The 14,795-nt window shown below is 68.9% G+C and carries 13 protein-coding genes; 11 read left to right on the forward strand and 2 right to left on the reverse strand.

Annotation, left to right across the window (positions count from 1 at the left end; genetic code table 11):
- Nucleotides 1-34: 34 nt before the first annotated feature.
- Entirely contained in the window at nt 35-1,123 is a 1,089-nt protein-coding gene (locus tag ACN20X_RS27530; RefSeq protein ID WP_269751853.1) for a fimbrial protein, read from the forward strand.
- Between the two features lie 15 nt (nt 1,124-1,138).
- On the opposite strand, the gene ACN20X_RS27535 is transcribed toward ACN20X_RS27530, so the two are convergent.
- A complete protein-coding gene (locus ACN20X_RS27535) occupies nt 1,139-1,552 on the reverse strand; it encodes a lysozyme inhibitor LprI family protein (RefSeq protein ID WP_016454419.1) in 414 nt (137 codons plus the stop codon).
- 224 nt (nt 1,553-1,776) lie between these two features.
- On the opposite strand from ACN20X_RS27535, the gene ACN20X_RS27540 reads away from it, so the two are divergent.
- From ACN20X_RS27540 to metC, 10 genes are all read left to right on the forward strand, one after another.
- Complete coding sequence (locus tag ACN20X_RS27540) at nt 1,777-2,637, forward strand: transporter substrate-binding domain-containing protein (RefSeq protein WP_016454420.1); 861 nt, start codon at nt 1,777-1,779, stop codon at nt 2,635-2,637.
- Between the two features lie 101 nt (nt 2,638-2,738).
- On the forward strand, nt 2,739-3,662 hold the full coding sequence (locus ACN20X_RS27545; RefSeq protein ID WP_016448803.1) for a transporter substrate-binding domain-containing protein: 924 nt from the start codon (nt 2,739-2,741) through the stop codon (nt 3,660-3,662).
- The gene (locus ACN20X_RS27550; protein WP_016448804.1) at nt 3,659-4,477 is read left to right on the forward strand and encodes a transporter substrate-binding domain-containing protein; all 819 of its coding nucleotides are present in this window, start codon (nt 3,659-3,661) and stop codon (nt 4,475-4,477) included. The genes ACN20X_RS27545 and ACN20X_RS27550 overlap by 4 nt, the downstream gene beginning before the upstream one ends.
- Nucleotides 4,474-6,021 carry an FAD-binding oxidoreductase gene (locus ACN20X_RS27555; RefSeq protein ID WP_473210089.1) on the forward strand — a complete coding sequence of 516 codons (1,548 nt, stop codon included), beginning with the start codon at nt 4,474-4,476 and terminating at the stop codon, nt 6,019-6,021. Before ACN20X_RS27550 ends, ACN20X_RS27555 begins: the two co-directional genes overlap by 4 nt.
- 27 nt (nt 6,022-6,048) lie before the next feature.
- Nucleotides 6,049-7,290 (forward strand): aminotransferase class I/II-fold pyridoxal phosphate-dependent enzyme, encoded by a 1,242-nt coding sequence (locus tag ACN20X_RS27560; protein ID WP_473210090.1) that lies wholly within the window; start codon nt 6,049-6,051, stop codon nt 7,288-7,290.
- A complete protein-coding gene (locus ACN20X_RS27565) occupies nt 7,287-8,036 on the forward strand; it encodes an amino acid ABC transporter permease (RefSeq protein ID WP_013800583.1) in 750 nt (249 codons plus the stop codon). The genes ACN20X_RS27560 and ACN20X_RS27565 overlap by 4 nt, the downstream gene beginning before the upstream one ends.
- Nucleotides 8,026-8,847, forward strand: coding sequence for an amino acid ABC transporter permease (locus ACN20X_RS27570; protein WP_016454423.1), 822 nt, complete (start codon nt 8,026-8,028; stop codon nt 8,845-8,847). The genes ACN20X_RS27565 and ACN20X_RS27570 overlap by 11 nt, the downstream gene beginning before the upstream one ends.
- Nucleotides 8,834-9,712, forward strand: a complete 879-nt coding sequence (locus tag ACN20X_RS27575) for an amino acid ABC transporter ATP-binding protein (RefSeq protein ID WP_353179213.1) — start codon at nt 8,834-8,836, stop codon at nt 9,710-9,712. The genes ACN20X_RS27570 and ACN20X_RS27575 overlap by 14 nt, the downstream gene beginning before the upstream one ends.
- Before the next feature lie 25 nt (nt 9,713-9,737).
- Nucleotides 9,738-10,409, forward strand: coding sequence for a cysteine dioxygenase family protein (locus tag ACN20X_RS27580; RefSeq protein ID WP_473210091.1), 672 nt, complete (start codon nt 9,738-9,740; stop codon nt 10,407-10,409).
- Nucleotides 10,406-11,629 (forward strand): cystathionine beta-lyase, encoded by a 1,224-nt coding sequence (gene metC / locus ACN20X_RS27585; protein ID WP_473210092.1) that lies wholly within the window; start codon nt 10,406-10,408, stop codon nt 11,627-11,629. Before ACN20X_RS27580 ends, metC begins: the two co-directional genes overlap by 4 nt.
- Nucleotides 11,630-12,434: 805 nt before the next feature.
- Here the strand turns inward: metC and ACN20X_RS27590 are convergent.
- Entirely contained in the window at nt 12,435-14,645 is a 2,211-nt protein-coding gene (locus ACN20X_RS27590; protein WP_473210093.1) for a rhodanese-like domain-containing protein, read from the reverse strand.
- Nucleotides 14,646-14,795: the final 150 nt, after the last annotated feature.

The following is a 14,795-nucleotide window of genomic DNA, read 5'->3' on the forward strand; positions in this document are numbered from 1 at the left end:
GAATCATACTTCAGCAATGGACCGAATCAGTATCATGCATTTTTCTTTCATTCCCTCATTTCCTTCGCAAGTACGCCGCCTTGCATTGATCGCCCTTCCATTTCTCATCGCCTTTTCAGCGGCAACGATGAACACCAATGCCTTTGCCGGTGGCGTATTCTCCCCCACCAGCTCCAGCATTTCACTGCCCGAGGAAATAACAGTACCCGGAAATTACGCCAACGGATCGACGCTATGGAAGTCTGCGGTAACCGTATTTAATCTGCGAGCAGTGCTGAACACGGCATTCGAGTACGATGTTGAAAAAGCCGTTGTAGCCGCCAATGTCCAATCCGGAAGCAAGACGCCCGGATACAATAATGTCTACAGCACCAATATCCCCGGCATTGGAATCCGCTGGTGGGCCACATGGCGCGGCCCCGGCGCTCCCAGTGGCAGAACCGTGCCCATTACCACCGAATCAGAAAATAATTCGGGCGCGCTGGGTTATTTCTGGAATGCTTCATCCCGCCAGGATGTCTGGATCGAGCTGGTGAAAACCGGCAACGTTTCCGCTGGCACGCTAACGGGCTCCGGGATGAACGTCGAGATGCGATTCCAGTGCCCCGGCTGCACCGCAGGATACGTCAACCTGTCCGGCCGCACCAGGGTGGTGGTCGGTCCCTCCTGCTCGGTGGCCGCCTCGGCCATCTCCGTACCCATGGGCGCTGTGCCCATCCTGCGATTCACGGGCCTCCAATCCACCTCCATCCCCCAGCACTTCGACATCACGCTGGAATGCAAGGGCGGCGCGCCCGCAAGCGTTCTGCACCCCCACGTCACGCTCACCGATGCCAACGACACCAGCAATCGGAGCACCGTCCTGACCTTGAGCCAGGCCACGTCAGGCGGCAAACCGGTTGCCACCGGAATAGGCATACAGATACTGAAGGATGGCACCGCACTCGCATACGGCCCCGACTCCAACGTGCCTGGCAACACCAACCAATGGAGTGCGGGAACCATCGTTCAGGGCGTTGCCCAGTTCAAGATCCCGCTGACTGCCAAATACGTGCAGACCGCTGCGGCAGTCACGACGGGGCAGGCCAACGGCAGGGCCACCTTCACGCTGAACTACCAGTGAGCAGCGTCGCCGCCCTCAGGGCTTCTTGTCCAGCTGCATTTCCCAGGACTTGAGCTGCTTGGCGCGGGCGCGGGCGAAGTCGCTCCAGCAGTTGGTGCGCGCATCGTCCTTGGCAAAGCTGGCCGAGTTGAATTCAGAGAGGAACTCGCAGGCACTGCGCGCGTACTGCACCCAGTTCCTCTGCGCCACTTCCAGCTCTTCCGAAGCCTGGGGCATGCGCGCCTTGAGCTTGAGCGACAGCGAGACGTAGGCGGCATTGACCAGGGCCACGTTCTGCTCCTGCAGGCAGGCACGCACCTCGGACATGTTGGTGGAGCTTTCCTCGCAATTGCCAGAACTCGTGGGATTGGCGGCCCGGGCCGCGGGGCTGCCACACAACAGGGCAGCGCAGGCGAGAGGGGCGAGTAGGGACGCTAGGGCTTGGTGCATGGAAGAGGGCTCGCTGGGAGGTGCCGGTGCGCGCAGCACCCCGGCCGTCGCGATTACACCATCGACCCGCCCTGCCTCGGGCCCACATTTCCCTGGTGATCACCCTGATGCAGCGACGCAAAGCGCATAAACATGCTCCCAAAGCTTTGTTGCCGTGGGTCAAGGGCGGCCAGAAGATGCAGGCGTACGCATCTTTCGTTCGTCCCGACCGCCCCGCTCCCGCCATGCACACAAGCCCCACCCTGCGCCGCCAGCCCCGCGCCACCCTTTCCGCATCCCTGACCTTCATCGCCGCCGCGCTGGCCCTGGCCTGCACCCAGGCCCGGGCCGATGCCACGCTGGACAAGATCAAGCAGCGCGGCAAGGTCACCATTGGCGTGCTGGTCAATGGCGGGCCCTTCGGCTCCATCGACCCGGCCACCCAGCAGCTGGTGGGCTGGAACCCCGAGCTGGCACGCGCCCTGGCCAAGGGCCTGGGCGTGGAGGCCGAGCTGGTCCAGGTGCAGACCGCCACGCGCGTGCAGTTTCTGCAGGCCGGCAAGGTGGATCTGCTGATCGCCTCCATGGAGCTGAACCCCGACCGTGCCGAGACCCTGGGCTACGCGCCCACGCCCTTCTACCGCGTGGGCGGCATTGCCGCCGTGCGCAAGGGCAGCGGCATCGCCAGGTGGGAAGACCTGCGCGGCAAGCCCGTGTGCGTGTCCCAGGGCAGCAGCTTTGCCAAGCCGCTGGCCAGCGAGTACGGCGCCCAGGTGCATGGCTACAAGAGCTCGTCGGACTCGCTGCTGGCGCTCAAGGGCGGCAACTGCGTGGCCGCCGTGCATGACAGCACGCTGATCTACCCGCTGCTGCGCAGCAACCCCGAATGGGCGCAGTACTCGGCCCCCATCGCCGGCGAGGTGCTGCCCGCGCCTTCCGTGGTCTGGACCCGCAAGGGCGAGGCCGACACCATCGCCGCCGTGGACAAGGTGGTGCAGGACTGGCACCGCACGGGCTGGCTGATCGCCGCCGAAAAGCGCGTGGGCATCGAGCCGGCCAACCCGCTGCTGCCCGAGCTGCAGGCCAGGTTCAAGTCCGCCAGCTGACCGCAGACCGCCACGGCGGTCCACCCCTACTTTTTTCCGACCACCCAGGCCCAGGCCCCGCAAGACGGGGCCGGGCCTTCCGTTCCCTGATGGATTCACGCATGCCCCGCCTTCTTCCTCCCCTTGCCGCCGCCCTGGCCCTGCTGCTGGGCGCCGGTGCCGCCCACGCCGATGCCACGCTGGACAAGATCAAGCAACGCGGCAAGCTGTCCGTGGGCATCGACGGCGCCAGCCCGCCGTTCGGCGTGCTGGACCCCGCCACCGGCAAGACCGGCGGCTACCAGACCGAGCTGGCCGCCGACATCGCGCGCCGCCTGGGCGTGCCGCTGGAGACGGTTCCCGTGACGGCCTCCACGCGCGTGCAGTTCCTGCAAAGCGGCAAGGTGGACCTGTTGATCGCCAACATTCAGTGGACGCAGGAGCGCAGCGAGATCCTCTCGTTCGCGCCCACGCCCTATGACCTGATCGGCGGCGGCGCCCTGGTGGCCAAGGCCAGCGGCATCAAGCGCTGGGAAGACCTGCGCGGCAAGGTGGCCTGCGTGTCGCAGGGCAGCAACTTCGCCAAGCCCCTGGCCGAGAGCTATGGCGCCGTGGTCAAGGGCCTGCGCGGCATTCCCGAGTCGCTGCTGGCGCTCAAGGGCGGCACCTGCGCGGCTTCGGTCCATATCCAGCCCGCCCTTTATGAAAAGCTCACCGGCCCGAATGCGGCCGAGTGGAAGGACTTCGAGCTGGGCACGCAGGACCAGTTGATTCCCTCGCCCACCGTGGTGTGGACGCGCCGCGGCGAGGCCGACACCCAGGCCTTCGTGGACAAGGCCATACAGGACTGGCACCGCACGGGCTTTCTGCTCAAGGTGGCCCGCGCCAGCGGCGTGCCCGACACCTGGATCGCCGAGCGCCACGAACGCGCGCTGAAGGGCCAGTTCGACCGCGCGCCCTACGACTTCGCGGTGTATGCGGCAGCGCAGGCACAAGTGCAGGCGACGCAGGCAACCCAGCCCGCCGCCAAGGGAGCCAAGCCATGAAGCCGACCCGCACCGCACTGGCGGCCCTGCTCGCCCTCACGGCCCTGGCAGCCCATGCCGACGCCACGCTGGACCGCATCAAGCAGCGCGGCAAGATCGTGGTGGGGGTGATGCTTTCGGGGCCGCCGTTCGGCACCATAGACCCCGTCACGCAAAGGCACGTGGGCTACAACGTGCAGCTGTCCGAAGGCGTGGCCAAGGGCCTGGGCGTGGGGGTGGAGACCGTGCAGGTCCAGCCGTCCAACCGCGTGCAGTTCCTGCAGCAGGGCAAGGTGGACATCCTGATCGCCAACATGCAGTGGACGCAGGAGCGCAGCGAGATCCTGTCCTTCGTGCCCACGCCGTTCGAGGAAGTCGGCGGCGCCGCCATCGCCAAGAAGGGCAGCGGCGTGCGCCAGTGGGACGACCTGCGCGGCAAGCCCGTGTGCGTGTCGCAGGGCAGCAATTTCACCAAGCCGCTGGCCGATCAATACGGCGCCCAGATCAAGGCCTTCCGGGGCCAGCCCGAGTCGCTGCTGGCCCTCAAGGGCGGCAACTGCGCGGCCGCCGTGCATGTCAGCCCCACGCTGCGCGAACTCGTGGCCAGCAATGCGGACTGGAAGGACTACGAGATCGTCTCGCCCGCCGACATCATTCCCTCGCCCTCGGTGATCTGGCTGCGCAAGGGCGAGTCCGACACGCAGGCGGCCATCGACCGCATCGTGCAGGACTGGCACCGCACGGGCTGGCTGATCGAGGTGGAGCAGCGCAACGGCATGACGCCCACGCCGCTGCTGCACCAGCTGCACGACAAGTTCAGGAAGGCGCCCGCATGAGCACCCACACCCACACCAGCACCCACACCAGCACCAGCGGCTACATCACCGGCCCCGCCGACCTGGTCACCGCGCTGCGCCACGCCCTGGGCGACGCCCATGTGCTCACGGGTGCCGATGCGGCCGGCTACCTGACCGACCAGCATGGCCGCCTCACGGGCCAGGCCCTGGCCGTGGCACGGCCCGCCGACACGGCCCAGGTGGCGCAGCTGGTGCGCCTGTGCCGCGCCCACCGAACGCCCATCGTGGCCCAGGGCGGCAACACCGGGCTGATGGGCGGCGCCACGCCCGACGCCTCGGGCCACGCCGTGCTGCTGTCGCTGGCGCGCCTGAACCGCGTGCGCGCCATAGACACCGACAACGACACCCTGACCGTGGAAGCCGGCGCCGTGCTGGCCCATGTGCAGCAGGCAGCGCGCGATGCGGACCGGCTGTTTCCCCTCAGCCTGGGCTCCGAGGGCAGCTGCACCATTGGCGGCAACCTGTCCACCAACGCGGGCGGCACCCAGGTGCTGCGCTACGGCAACGCGCGCGAGCTGGTGCTGGGCCTGGAAGTGGTGACGGCCGAGGGCGACATCTGGAACGGCCTGCGCGGGCTGCGCAAGGACAACACCGGCTATGCGCTGCGCGACCTGTACGTGGGCAGCGAAGGCACGCTGGGCATCATCACGGCGGCCACGCTGCGCCTGCATCCGCTGCCCCGCGCCCAGCACACGGCCCTGCTGGCCTTTGGCTGCATACGCGATGCGGTGGCCTTCCTCAACCAGGCGCGGGCGGGCTTCGGCGCCAGCCTGACGGCGTTCGAGCTGATGTCGGACACGGCCCTGGGCCTGATAGCCCGCCATGTGCCCGAGCAGCCGATACCGCTGGCGCTCAAGGCGCCCTGGTTTGCGCTGATCGAGCTGTCCGACAGCGAGGGCGAGGACCATGCGCGCCAGCGCTTCGAGTGCGTGGTGGGCCAGGCCTTCGAGGACGGCCTGGTCACCGATGCCGCCATTGCCGAGAGCCTCCAGCAAAGCCAGGCCCTGTGGCGGCTGCGCGACCAGGCCCTGGGCGAGGCCCAGCGGCGCGACGGCCGCAACATCAAGCACGACGTGTCGGTGCCCATCTCGCGCATCCCCGACTTTCTTGCGGCCACGGCCGCGCTGCTGCAGGCGCGCTTTGGCGCCGTGCGGCCCGTGGCCTTCGGGCACCTGGGCGACGGCAACCTGCACTACAACGTCTCGCACGCGCCGGACAGCACGCCCGCGCATCTGTTTGCCCAGGAAGACGCCATCCACGAGGTGGTGCACGACAGCGTGCACGCCCACGGCGGCTCCATCAGCGCCGAGCACGGCGTGGGCCAGACCAAGCGCGACCTGCTGCCCCGCTACAAGAGCGCCGTGGAGCTGCAGCTCATGCGGCGTCTCAAGCAGGCCTTCGACCCGCTGGGCCTGCTCAATCCCGGCAAGGTGCTGCAAGCCCTGCCGGACGATTTGCCGCACGACTTGCCGCAGGTTTCTCCAACGCCAGCCGCCGCATTCCAGGAAGGCCCCACGCCATGACCACGCCCTTTTCCTCTTTCGCAGCGCGTGCAGCGCGTCAGGCTCTCGCCCAATGCCGCGGCCAGCGCGCGGGCCACGGCCCTGGCCCGCCAGGGCCGCGACATCATTGCGCTGACCACGGGCGAGCCCGATTTCGACACGCCCGAGCCCATCAAGCAGGCCGCCATCGCGGCCCTGGCCCGTGGCGAAACCAAGTACACGCCCACGCCCGGCACGGCCGCGCTGCGCCAGGCCATCAGCGCCAAGTACCGGCGCGAGAACGGGCTGGACTTCGACGCCGGGCAGATCATCGTCAGCAACGGCGGCAAGCAGGTGATCTACAACGCGCTGGCGGCCACGCTGGACGCGGGCGACGAGGTCATCGTGCCCGCGCCGTACTGGCCTTCGTTTCCCGACATCGTGCGCGTGAACGACGGCACGCCGGTCATCGTGGACTGCGGCATTGAGCAGGGCTTCAAGCTCACGCCGGCCGCGCTGCAGGCCGCCATCACGCCGCGCACGCGCTGGCTGGTGCTGAACACGCCGGGCAACCCCTCGGGCGCCGTCTACAGCCGCGAGGAACTGGCCGCCCTGGCCCAGGTGCTGCGCCAGCACCCGCAGGTTCTGGTGCTGCTGGACGAGCTGTACGAGCACATCTGGTTCACGCCCCAGGCCCCCGCGCACTGGCTGGCCGTGGCCCCCGACCTGCGCGAGCGCACGCTGCTGGTCAACGGCGTCTCCAAGACCTATGCCATGACCGGCTGGCGCATCGGCTGGGGCGCAGGCCCGGCCGCGCTGGTGCAGGCCATGGTGGTGATCCAGTCGCAGGCCTCGTCAGGCCCCAATTCCGTGGCACAGGCCGCAGCCGCGGCGGCGCTGCAGTCGCCCGACCAGAGCTTTGTGCAGCAGGCCCGCAACGCCTATGCGCGGCGCGCGCAACGGGTCACCCAGGCGCTGGACCAGGTGCCGGGCCTGGCCCTGCTGCCGCCGGGCGGATCGTTCTTTGCCTTTGTGCACTGCGGCGCGCTGATAGGCCACCTGCGCCCGGACGGCCAGCCCATCGCCAGCGACACCGACCTGACCGAATGGCTGCTGGAGTCCGAAGGCGTGGCTGCCGTGGATGGCGGGGCCTACGGCCTGTCGCCGTACTTCCGCATCTCCACGGCCGCCAGCGACGAGGTGCTGGTCGAGGCCACGGCCCGCATTGCACGCGCCGTGGCCGCGCTGAAAGACCCCGCTGCACAAGCGCAAGCGCATGCACAGCCGGCCGCCCTGGAGGCCGTGCCATGAACGACAGCCTGCTTGCCCAGGGCGTGCAAGCGCTCAAGGGCCTGGGCCTGAACTACGCCTTCGTGCTGGACGTGGCCGAGCGCCAGGCCTTTGTGCGCGGCATGTTCGTGACCGTGCAGCTGGCCCTGCTGACCATTGCCGGCAGCCTGGCGGCCGGCGTGGCGCTGGCGGCGGCCCTGACCTCGGGCCGCGCCTGGCTGGCACGGCCTGCGCGCGCCTTTGTGGAGGTCACGCGCAACACGCCCACGCTGGTGCAGCTGTACTGCGCCTTCCTGGTGCTCAACATGCTGATCACCCAGCAGCTGCGCGACTGGGGCGCGGGCAACAACCCGCTCACGCCCTTTGTCTGGGTGGTGATCGTGGTCTCGCTGCACAAGGGCGTGTTCCATGCCGAGGCGCTGCGCGCCGGCATCGAGGCAGTGCCCGCCACCACGCTGGAGGCGGCGCGCTCGCTGGGCTTTTCGCAGCGCCAGCTGCTGGTGCGCGTGCAGCTGCCGCTGGCCGTGCGCTTTGCCCTGCCCTCGCTGACCAACAACCTGGTGGACCTGGTGAAGATGACGGCCGTGGCCTCGGCCATTGCCGTGGGCGACGTGACCTACGAGTCCATCATGATCTGGTCGCAGCGCGACAACGTGCTGGAGCTGCTGCTGCTCATCCTGCTGTGGTTCGGCCTGCTGACCTGGCTGGTCAGCCTGGCGGGCCGCTGGCTGGAACAACACCTGAGGATGCCCGGCTATGGCCAATGAAGCCACCCTGAACACCGGCGCCGCGCCCCGCCCGCTGCCCGCCGCCCTGCTGCGCGCGGCGCGCAGCCCCTGGCTGATCGCGGGCGCCGCACTGCTGGCCCTGTGCGCCTGCTGGGCCGCCACGGACAGCGCCCCGCCCGCCTTCGTGCACCTGTGGAAATGGCTGCCCGCGCTGCTGCGCGGCCTCCTGGTCAACATCGAGATCAGCGTGCTGGCCGTGGCCATCGGCACCGTGGCCGGCCTGGTGCTGGGCGCCCTGTCGCTGTCGCCCACGCCGGCCGTGCGCATGGGCGTGCGCTGGTATGTGCAGCTGTTTCGCAATGCGCCCATCCTGGTGCTCATCTACTTCACCACCTATGTGTTCCCGTTCGAGCTGAAGCTGGTGGGCTGGACCTTTCCGTTCCCCGACTGGGTCAAGGTGGTGCTGGGCCTGGCCCTGCCCACCAGCGCCAACGTGGCCGAGATCTTCCGGGGCGCCATCCAGTCCATTCCCAGCGCGCAGTGGGAGGCGGCCCAGTCGCTGGCCTTTCGCCGCAGCGAGATCTTCCGCCTCATCGTGCTGCCGCAATGCGTGCGCCGCATGCTGCCGCCGTGGATGAACCTCTACGCCAGCATCACCATGAGCACCTCGCTGGCCTCGCTGGTGGGCGTGCACGACGTGGTGGACACCGCCCAGATCGCCAGCAACACCGTGGCACGCACGGACTTCACCATCCTTGTGTACTTCACGCTGCTCGCGCTTTTCTTTGCCTATTGCTATCCCATCGCCCGGGCAACCCGGGCATTGGAGCGACGCCATGAACGCCACTGACTCCTTTCTCTCCCAACTCGCCACGGCCGATGCCCCCGCGGGCACGGCGCCCGCACTGGTCCACCTGCAGGATGTACACCTGTCCTTTGGCGACAACCAGGTGCTCCAAGGCATCGACGTGCAGGTGCGGCGCGGCGAGGCGGTGACCATCATCGGGCCCTCGGGCTCGGGCAAGTCCACCATCCTGCGCTGCATCACCGGCCTGCTGCGGCCCCAGCGCGGCGCCATCTCGGTGGCGGGCACGCGCGTGGACCAGCTGCGCACCGAGGCCGAGCTGATCGCCCTGCGCAAGCGCGTAGGCTTCGTCTTCCAGCAGTACAACCTGTTCCCCCATCTGTCTGTGCTGGAGAACCTGGTCATCGCCCCCACGCGCGTGGTCGGCCGCGACCGCGCCACGGCCGAGCGCGAGGCCCGCGCCCTGCTGCAGAAGGTGCGCCTGGACCACAAGGAATCCGCCTACCCCGGCGAGCTGTCCGGCGGCCAGCAGCAGCGCGTGGCCATTGCGCGCGCCCTGGCCATGCGGCCCGAGCTGATCCTGTTCGACGAAGTGACCTCGGCCCTGGACCCCGAGACCGTGGGCGAGGTGCTGACCGTGATCCGCGACCTGGTCAGGGACGGCATGACCTGCGTGCTGGTCACGCACGAAATGCGCTTTGCCGAAGAGGTCAGCGACCAGGTCTATTTCACCGAGGCCGGCCGCATCGTCGAGCACGGCCCGGCCGCCCAGATCTTCGGCAGCCCGCGCAGCGAGCGCACGCGCGAATTCCTGCAGCGCGCCCTGGGCGATGGCGCCCGGCCCAGGGCTGCGCCAGCCGCCCCGGCCACAACGCCGCTGCCCTTCAACAGCCTGCGCTTTGCCCTTTGACCCCCACCTCCAGGAGCACATCCCCATGACCGCAGAAACAACGACTGAAACCCCGGCCGGCACAGGCGCTGATACAGGCACCCATACAGACGCCGCCGCCCGGCGCCGCCAGGCCGTGGACGCCGCCCTGGCCGACGTGCGCCAGCTGCTGCAGGCCGGCGCGCCCGACCGCAGCACCCTGTCGGCCATCACCACACGCCTGGAGCAGCTGGCCGCGCACAAGGCCTTGTTCAGCCGCGCGGACTTTCCCCCGCCCGCGCAGACCGAAGGCGTGGGCGCCTCCACGCGCTACCGCCTCAACCCGGCCGATGGCGATGCGGGCCTGGCCCTGTACCTGAACTCCATCAACCCCGGCAAGACCACGGCGCCGCACAACCACACGACCTGGGCCGTGATCGTTGCCGTCGAAGGCCAGGAGCTCAACCGACTCTACGAACGCACGGACGACCGCAGCAACCCCGCACGCGCCAGCATCCACCTGGCGCGCGAATTCACCGTGCAGCCGGGCGCCTCCATCGCCTTCCTGCCCGATGACATCCACAGCATTGCCGTGGTGGGCGAGCAGCCCACGCTGCACTTCCATCTCTACGGCCAACCGCTGGAAACCCTGAGCGGCCGCGTGGCCATCGACCCCGACACCGGCGAAGTCAAGAACTACAACGCCGCCTACTTCCGTCCCAGCGAGGCCGTGGCATGAGCACCCCCCAAGACAAGCAACGGCCCCTGGGCCCGTCGACCCGCCTGCTGCACGCAGGCACGCCGCCGCTGCAGGGCGGCTCCGGCCCCGTCAACGTGCCCGTGGTGCGCACCAGCACCGTGCGCTTTGCCGACAGCGCCGCCTACGCCGACCTGCACCACCGCCGCGAGGCCGGCGAGCGCGTGGCCTCCTACGGCCGCCACGGCCTGGACACGCACCGCGCACTGGAAGACGCCGTGGTCGCGCTGGAGGGCGGGCACCGCGCCTTTCTCACGCCCTCGGGCCTGTCCGCCATCACCCTGGTGCTCATCGCCCTGCTCTCGCCCGGCGACCATGCCCTGGTGGCCGACAGCGTCTACTCGCCCGTGCGCCGCGTGGACGCCACCTTGCTGCAGCGCCTGGGCATCACGCTGGAGTACTTCTCGCCCTCGCGCGACGATCTGGCCGGCAAGATCCGCCCCAACACCCGCCTGGTCTACCTGGAATCGCCCAGCTCCCTGCTCTACGAGGTGCTGGACCTGCCCGCCCTGGCCGCCGTGGCGCGCCAGCACGGCATTGCCGTGGCCACCGACAACACCTGGAGCGGCGGCTGGTTCTACCAGCCCCTGGAGCACGGCGCCAACCTCTCCATCCAGGCCGCGACCAAGTACATCGCCGGCCACTCCGACGTGATGCAGGGCATCGTCATCACCGACGGCCCCGCGCTGTCAAAGAAGATATCCACCGCCTACGAGGCCCTGGGCCTGACCATAGGCGCCGACGACGCCTACCTGGCACTGCGCGGCCTGCGCACCCTGCCCGTGCGCCTGGCCCAGCACCAGCGCCACGCCACCGAAATCGCGCAGTGGCTGGAGCATCAGCCCCAGGTCGGCCGCGTCTTCTACCCGGCCCTGCCGTCCGATCCCGGCCATGCGCTGTGGAAGCGTGACTTCAGCGGGGCCAGCGGGCTGGTGTCATTCGCGTTTGCCGAAGGGGTGGACGCCGATGCCGGCGCCGTGTTCGTTGACTCGTTGCGGCAGTTTGCGCAGGGGGCTTCCTGGGGCGGGTACGAGAGCCTGGCGCTGGTGGCGCAGCCTGAGAGGTTGCGGGAGCACAGTGTGTGGACGGGGACTGCGCCTGTGGTGAGGTTGCATGTGGGGCTGGAGGATCCTTTGGATTTGATTGCGGATCTGGAGAGGGGGTTTGGGGGGGTGGTGGAGCGGTTCAGGTTGGCTGCCTGAGATTTTTGGGCGCTGCTGCGTTTGCTGCGTTTGCTGCGCTTGCTGCGTTTGCTGCGTTTGCTGCGCTTGCTGGTTCTGGCCCTGCCGGGGGGTTTCTTTTCGAGGCCGGGTCTCGGCCCGGCGGCCGACCTACTTTCCTTTGTTTCGCCAAAGGAAAGTAGGCAAAGCAAAGGCGACCCGGATGTCCGCGACCCTCCGCTTCGCTGCGGGCAACCTGCGTCGTGGCGGTTGCGGGGTTCGCCGTGAAACTCTCTTCGCGCTGCGCGCTACGTTCAAACATCACGGCGAGTCAGATGACGAAGCAGTCCTGTCCTTCGGCAGGACTGCAACCCCGCAACCACCACGCCGCAGGCGCTGACATACGGGGAGTTGGTGCGGGCCTTCGCTTCGCTCGGCCCCGGTTTGAAGCCGAGCGGAGCGATGGCGCCGGCTGTTGGCTGTTGGCTGTTGGCTGTTGGCTGTTGGCTGTTGGCTGTTGGCTGTTGGCTGTTCCCCAGCCTCCCCCCTTCTGCCCACGCCTGCGTTGGGCGGGATGCGGGGTGGCAGCCCTGCCGAAGGACAGGGCTGCTTCGTCATCTGACTTGCCGCAGTTGTTTGAGCGGCGCGCGAAGCGCAAAGCGAGTTCTGCGGCACACCCCGCATCCCGCCCAACGCAGGTCGCCCCGGAGCGCAGCGCAGGGGTCGTGGGCAGTTTGGGGCGCGCTTCTTTGCTTCCTTTCTTATCGCGCGATAAGAAAGGGAGTCGGCTGCCGGGCCGAGACCCGGCCTCGAAAAACAACCACCCGGCAGGGACAAAAAAAGCAACTCAGACAGGCACCAGCCGAATCTCAGCAGCCCACCCATCCCTCTCCAACTGCCCCACCAACCCCAACTCCCAATCCAGATAAGCCCGAAACCCCGCATCCCTCAACCCCAGATCCCGATGCGCATAAGGGCTGTACCACTGGTCATCATCCCCCGTCAGCACATCCGCATCCCCCTGCCCCAGCGGCAGCCCGGCAGCAGCCCAGGCAGAAGTGCCGCCGACGACGGAGCGCACATCGCGCCCCGTGCGCGCCGCCAGTTCGGCCGCCACGCTGCGCGCCAGCACGCCGTCCGGCGAGGTGAGCACCACGACCTGGGCCGGCGGCAGGGCCTGCACGAAGGACGGCAGACGATCAGGCACGGCAAAGCGCGCACCGGCGATGTGCTGCTTCTCGAAGGCGGGCCGGCTGTCCACGTCGAAGACGATGGCCCGGCCTTCGCCCAGCAGTTCCTGCGCCTGCTGCACGGACAGCTGGGGCGCAGGCGCGTGGGAGGCGAGCACGCGCACGGGTTCGGCGCCGACCTCCAGGGTGGCCAGCGAGGGCGGAACGTAGGTGAAGACTTCCCAGCCCAGCTGGGCCAGCCAGGCGCCGGTGGTGAGGGCGCGCACGCCGTCCCAGTCGGCCAGCACGATGCGTGCGCCGCGCGTGGCCGCGTATTCGTCGGTGGCCTGCACGAGCTGGCCGCCCGGCGCCCAGCGCCAGCCGGGCAGGTGGCCGGCCTGGTATTCCTCGCGGGTGCGCACGTCGAAGCGGTAGAGCGTGCGTTCGGTGGCTTCGGACTCGAAGCGGGCCAGTTCGGCCGCATCAATGGATTGCACGCCCGCGCGCTGCGCCACGCTGGCTGCGCGTTCGCGGGCGGTGGCCAGGGCGACGGCGCCGGGCTCGGGCAGCGGGGTGCGGCGGCCATGGGCCAGCCTGCGGCCGGTGAGCAGCCAGTCCATGGTGCCGTTGCGCAGCGAGACGACCTGGTTGGGGATGCCGGCGTCGATCAGGGTCTGCGCGCCCACGATGGAGCGCGTGCGGCCCGCGCAGTTGACGACGACCAGGGTTTGCGGGTCCGGGGCGATTTCGCCGATGCGGTAGACCAGTTCGGCCCCCGGCACGCTCAGGGCAAAGGGCAGGCTGAAGGCCGCGAATTCCTCGGGGGTGCGGCTGTCGACGACGACGATGTTGTCGCCGCGCTGCACGCGCGCGCCCAGCTCGTCCGAGGTGATCCAGGGCGTGTGCTTTTCATGCTCGATGACTTCACCGAAGGCCTTGCTGGGCACGTTGGTGCCGCTGAAGATTTCCAGCCCCTCGGCTGCCCAGCCTTCGGTGCCGCCTTCGAGCACGGAGACGTTGGGCCAGCCCAGGCGCACGAGCTTGGCGGCGGCTTCATGGGCCAGCGTGCCGTCGCCGTCCACCAGCACGATGCGCGTGCCGCGGCGCGGCACCAGGCGGTCGATGAGCTGCTCCAGCCGCCAGGCCGGGGCCGGCGCCGCGAACAGGATGTGGCGGTGCGCGAAGACACCGGCCTCGCGCACGTCGAGCACGGCGATTTCCTCGCCGTCGGCCAGGGCCTGCCGCAGCGCGGCGGGCGTGACCAGCGCATGGCGAATCGACTTGGGCGGGCCGAAGGTGCGGAAGCTGCCGCCCTCCAGGCCCTCGAAGACCACGCGCTCGGGCATGCGCTCCAGGCCGCGCCCGTAGAAATGCAGGTGCAAGCCGGGCTCCTCGCCGATCAGCTCGATGGTGTGCACGTCGGTGGGCGTGAGCACTACCGAGGTTCCGCTGCCCACATCGACGCTGCGCCCCACCGCCAGGGTGTCGCGCAGCGGGTCGTCGGTCTTGCCGCGTGTGAAGAACACGTTGCGCTCCACGCCTTCGACGCCCGCGATGATGGCCCAGGTGGTGTGGTCATGCGGCGGCTGGGACTTGCCCGGCAGGCCGGTGGACAGGTACAGCGCATAGCGCCCGCCCAGGTCTTCGCTGAGGCGGTAGACCTGGGCCGGGTTGCTGGCCGAGACGGGGAAGTGCGCGTGCGGGAACAGTTCGCGCTGCAGGCCCAGCGCCTCCAGCTCGCGGGCCACGGCCTGCAATTGCTCGGGCGTGGCCCGTTCGGGATCGGGGAGCAGGCGCTTTGCGCTGGCGATGAAGCCGGTGATGGCGGCTGCGCGGCGGCTGGCCACGTCGCTGCCGCTGAAGTCGATGGAGAGATGGGTCTGTGTCATGGGAGTGCCTGGGAGGACGTTCGCGGGAGGACACGAAGTTAGGCCTCTCCCGCCCCGGCGCCAACGACGCATTGCAGATATGGATATGAGCTTTGGGCACTGCGCGCGCATGCGTGGCGCAAGCGTGACGCACGTTGTGCGGCAGCCGCA

It is taken from the genome of Delftia sp. PX-1, from assembly GCF_055797465.1.

Excerpts from the sequence above, each read along its gene's own strand:
- ACN20X_RS27530 (WP_269751853.1), top strand. The coding sequence starts at position 35 with ATGCATTTTTCTTTCATTCCCTCATTTCCTTCGCAAGTACGCCGCCTT.
- ACN20X_RS27535 (WP_016454419.1), bottom strand. The coding sequence starts at position 1,552 with ATGCACCAAGCCCTAGCGTCCCTACTCGCCCCTCTCGCCTGCGCTGCC.
- ACN20X_RS27540 (WP_016454420.1), top strand. The coding sequence starts at position 1,777 with ATGCACACAAGCCCCACCCTGCGCCGCCAGCCCCGCGCCACCCTTTCC.
- ACN20X_RS27545 (WP_016448803.1), top strand. The coding sequence starts at position 2,739 with ATGCCCCGCCTTCTTCCTCCCCTTGCCGCCGCCCTGGCCCTGCTGCTG.
- ACN20X_RS27550 (WP_016448804.1), top strand. The coding sequence starts at position 3,659 with ATGAAGCCGACCCGCACCGCACTGGCGGCCCTGCTCGCCCTCACGGCC.
- ACN20X_RS27555 (WP_473210089.1), top strand. The coding sequence starts at position 4,474 with ATGAGCACCCACACCCACACCAGCACCCACACCAGCACCAGCGGCTAC.
- ACN20X_RS27565 (WP_013800583.1), top strand. The coding sequence starts at position 7,287 with ATGAACGACAGCCTGCTTGCCCAGGGCGTGCAAGCGCTCAAGGGCCTG.
- ACN20X_RS27570 (WP_016454423.1), top strand. The coding sequence starts at position 8,026 with ATGGCCAATGAAGCCACCCTGAACACCGGCGCCGCGCCCCGCCCGCTG.
- ACN20X_RS27575 (WP_353179213.1), top strand. The coding sequence starts at position 8,834 with ATGAACGCCACTGACTCCTTTCTCTCCCAACTCGCCACGGCCGATGCC.
- ACN20X_RS27580 (WP_473210091.1), top strand. The coding sequence starts at position 9,738 with ATGACCGCAGAAACAACGACTGAAACCCCGGCCGGCACAGGCGCTGAT.
- metC (WP_473210092.1), top strand. The coding sequence starts at position 10,406 with ATGAGCACCCCCCAAGACAAGCAACGGCCCCTGGGCCCGTCGACCCGC.
- ACN20X_RS27590 (WP_473210093.1), bottom strand. The coding sequence starts at position 14,645 with ATGACACAGACCCATCTCTCCATCGACTTCAGCGGCAGCGACGTGGCC.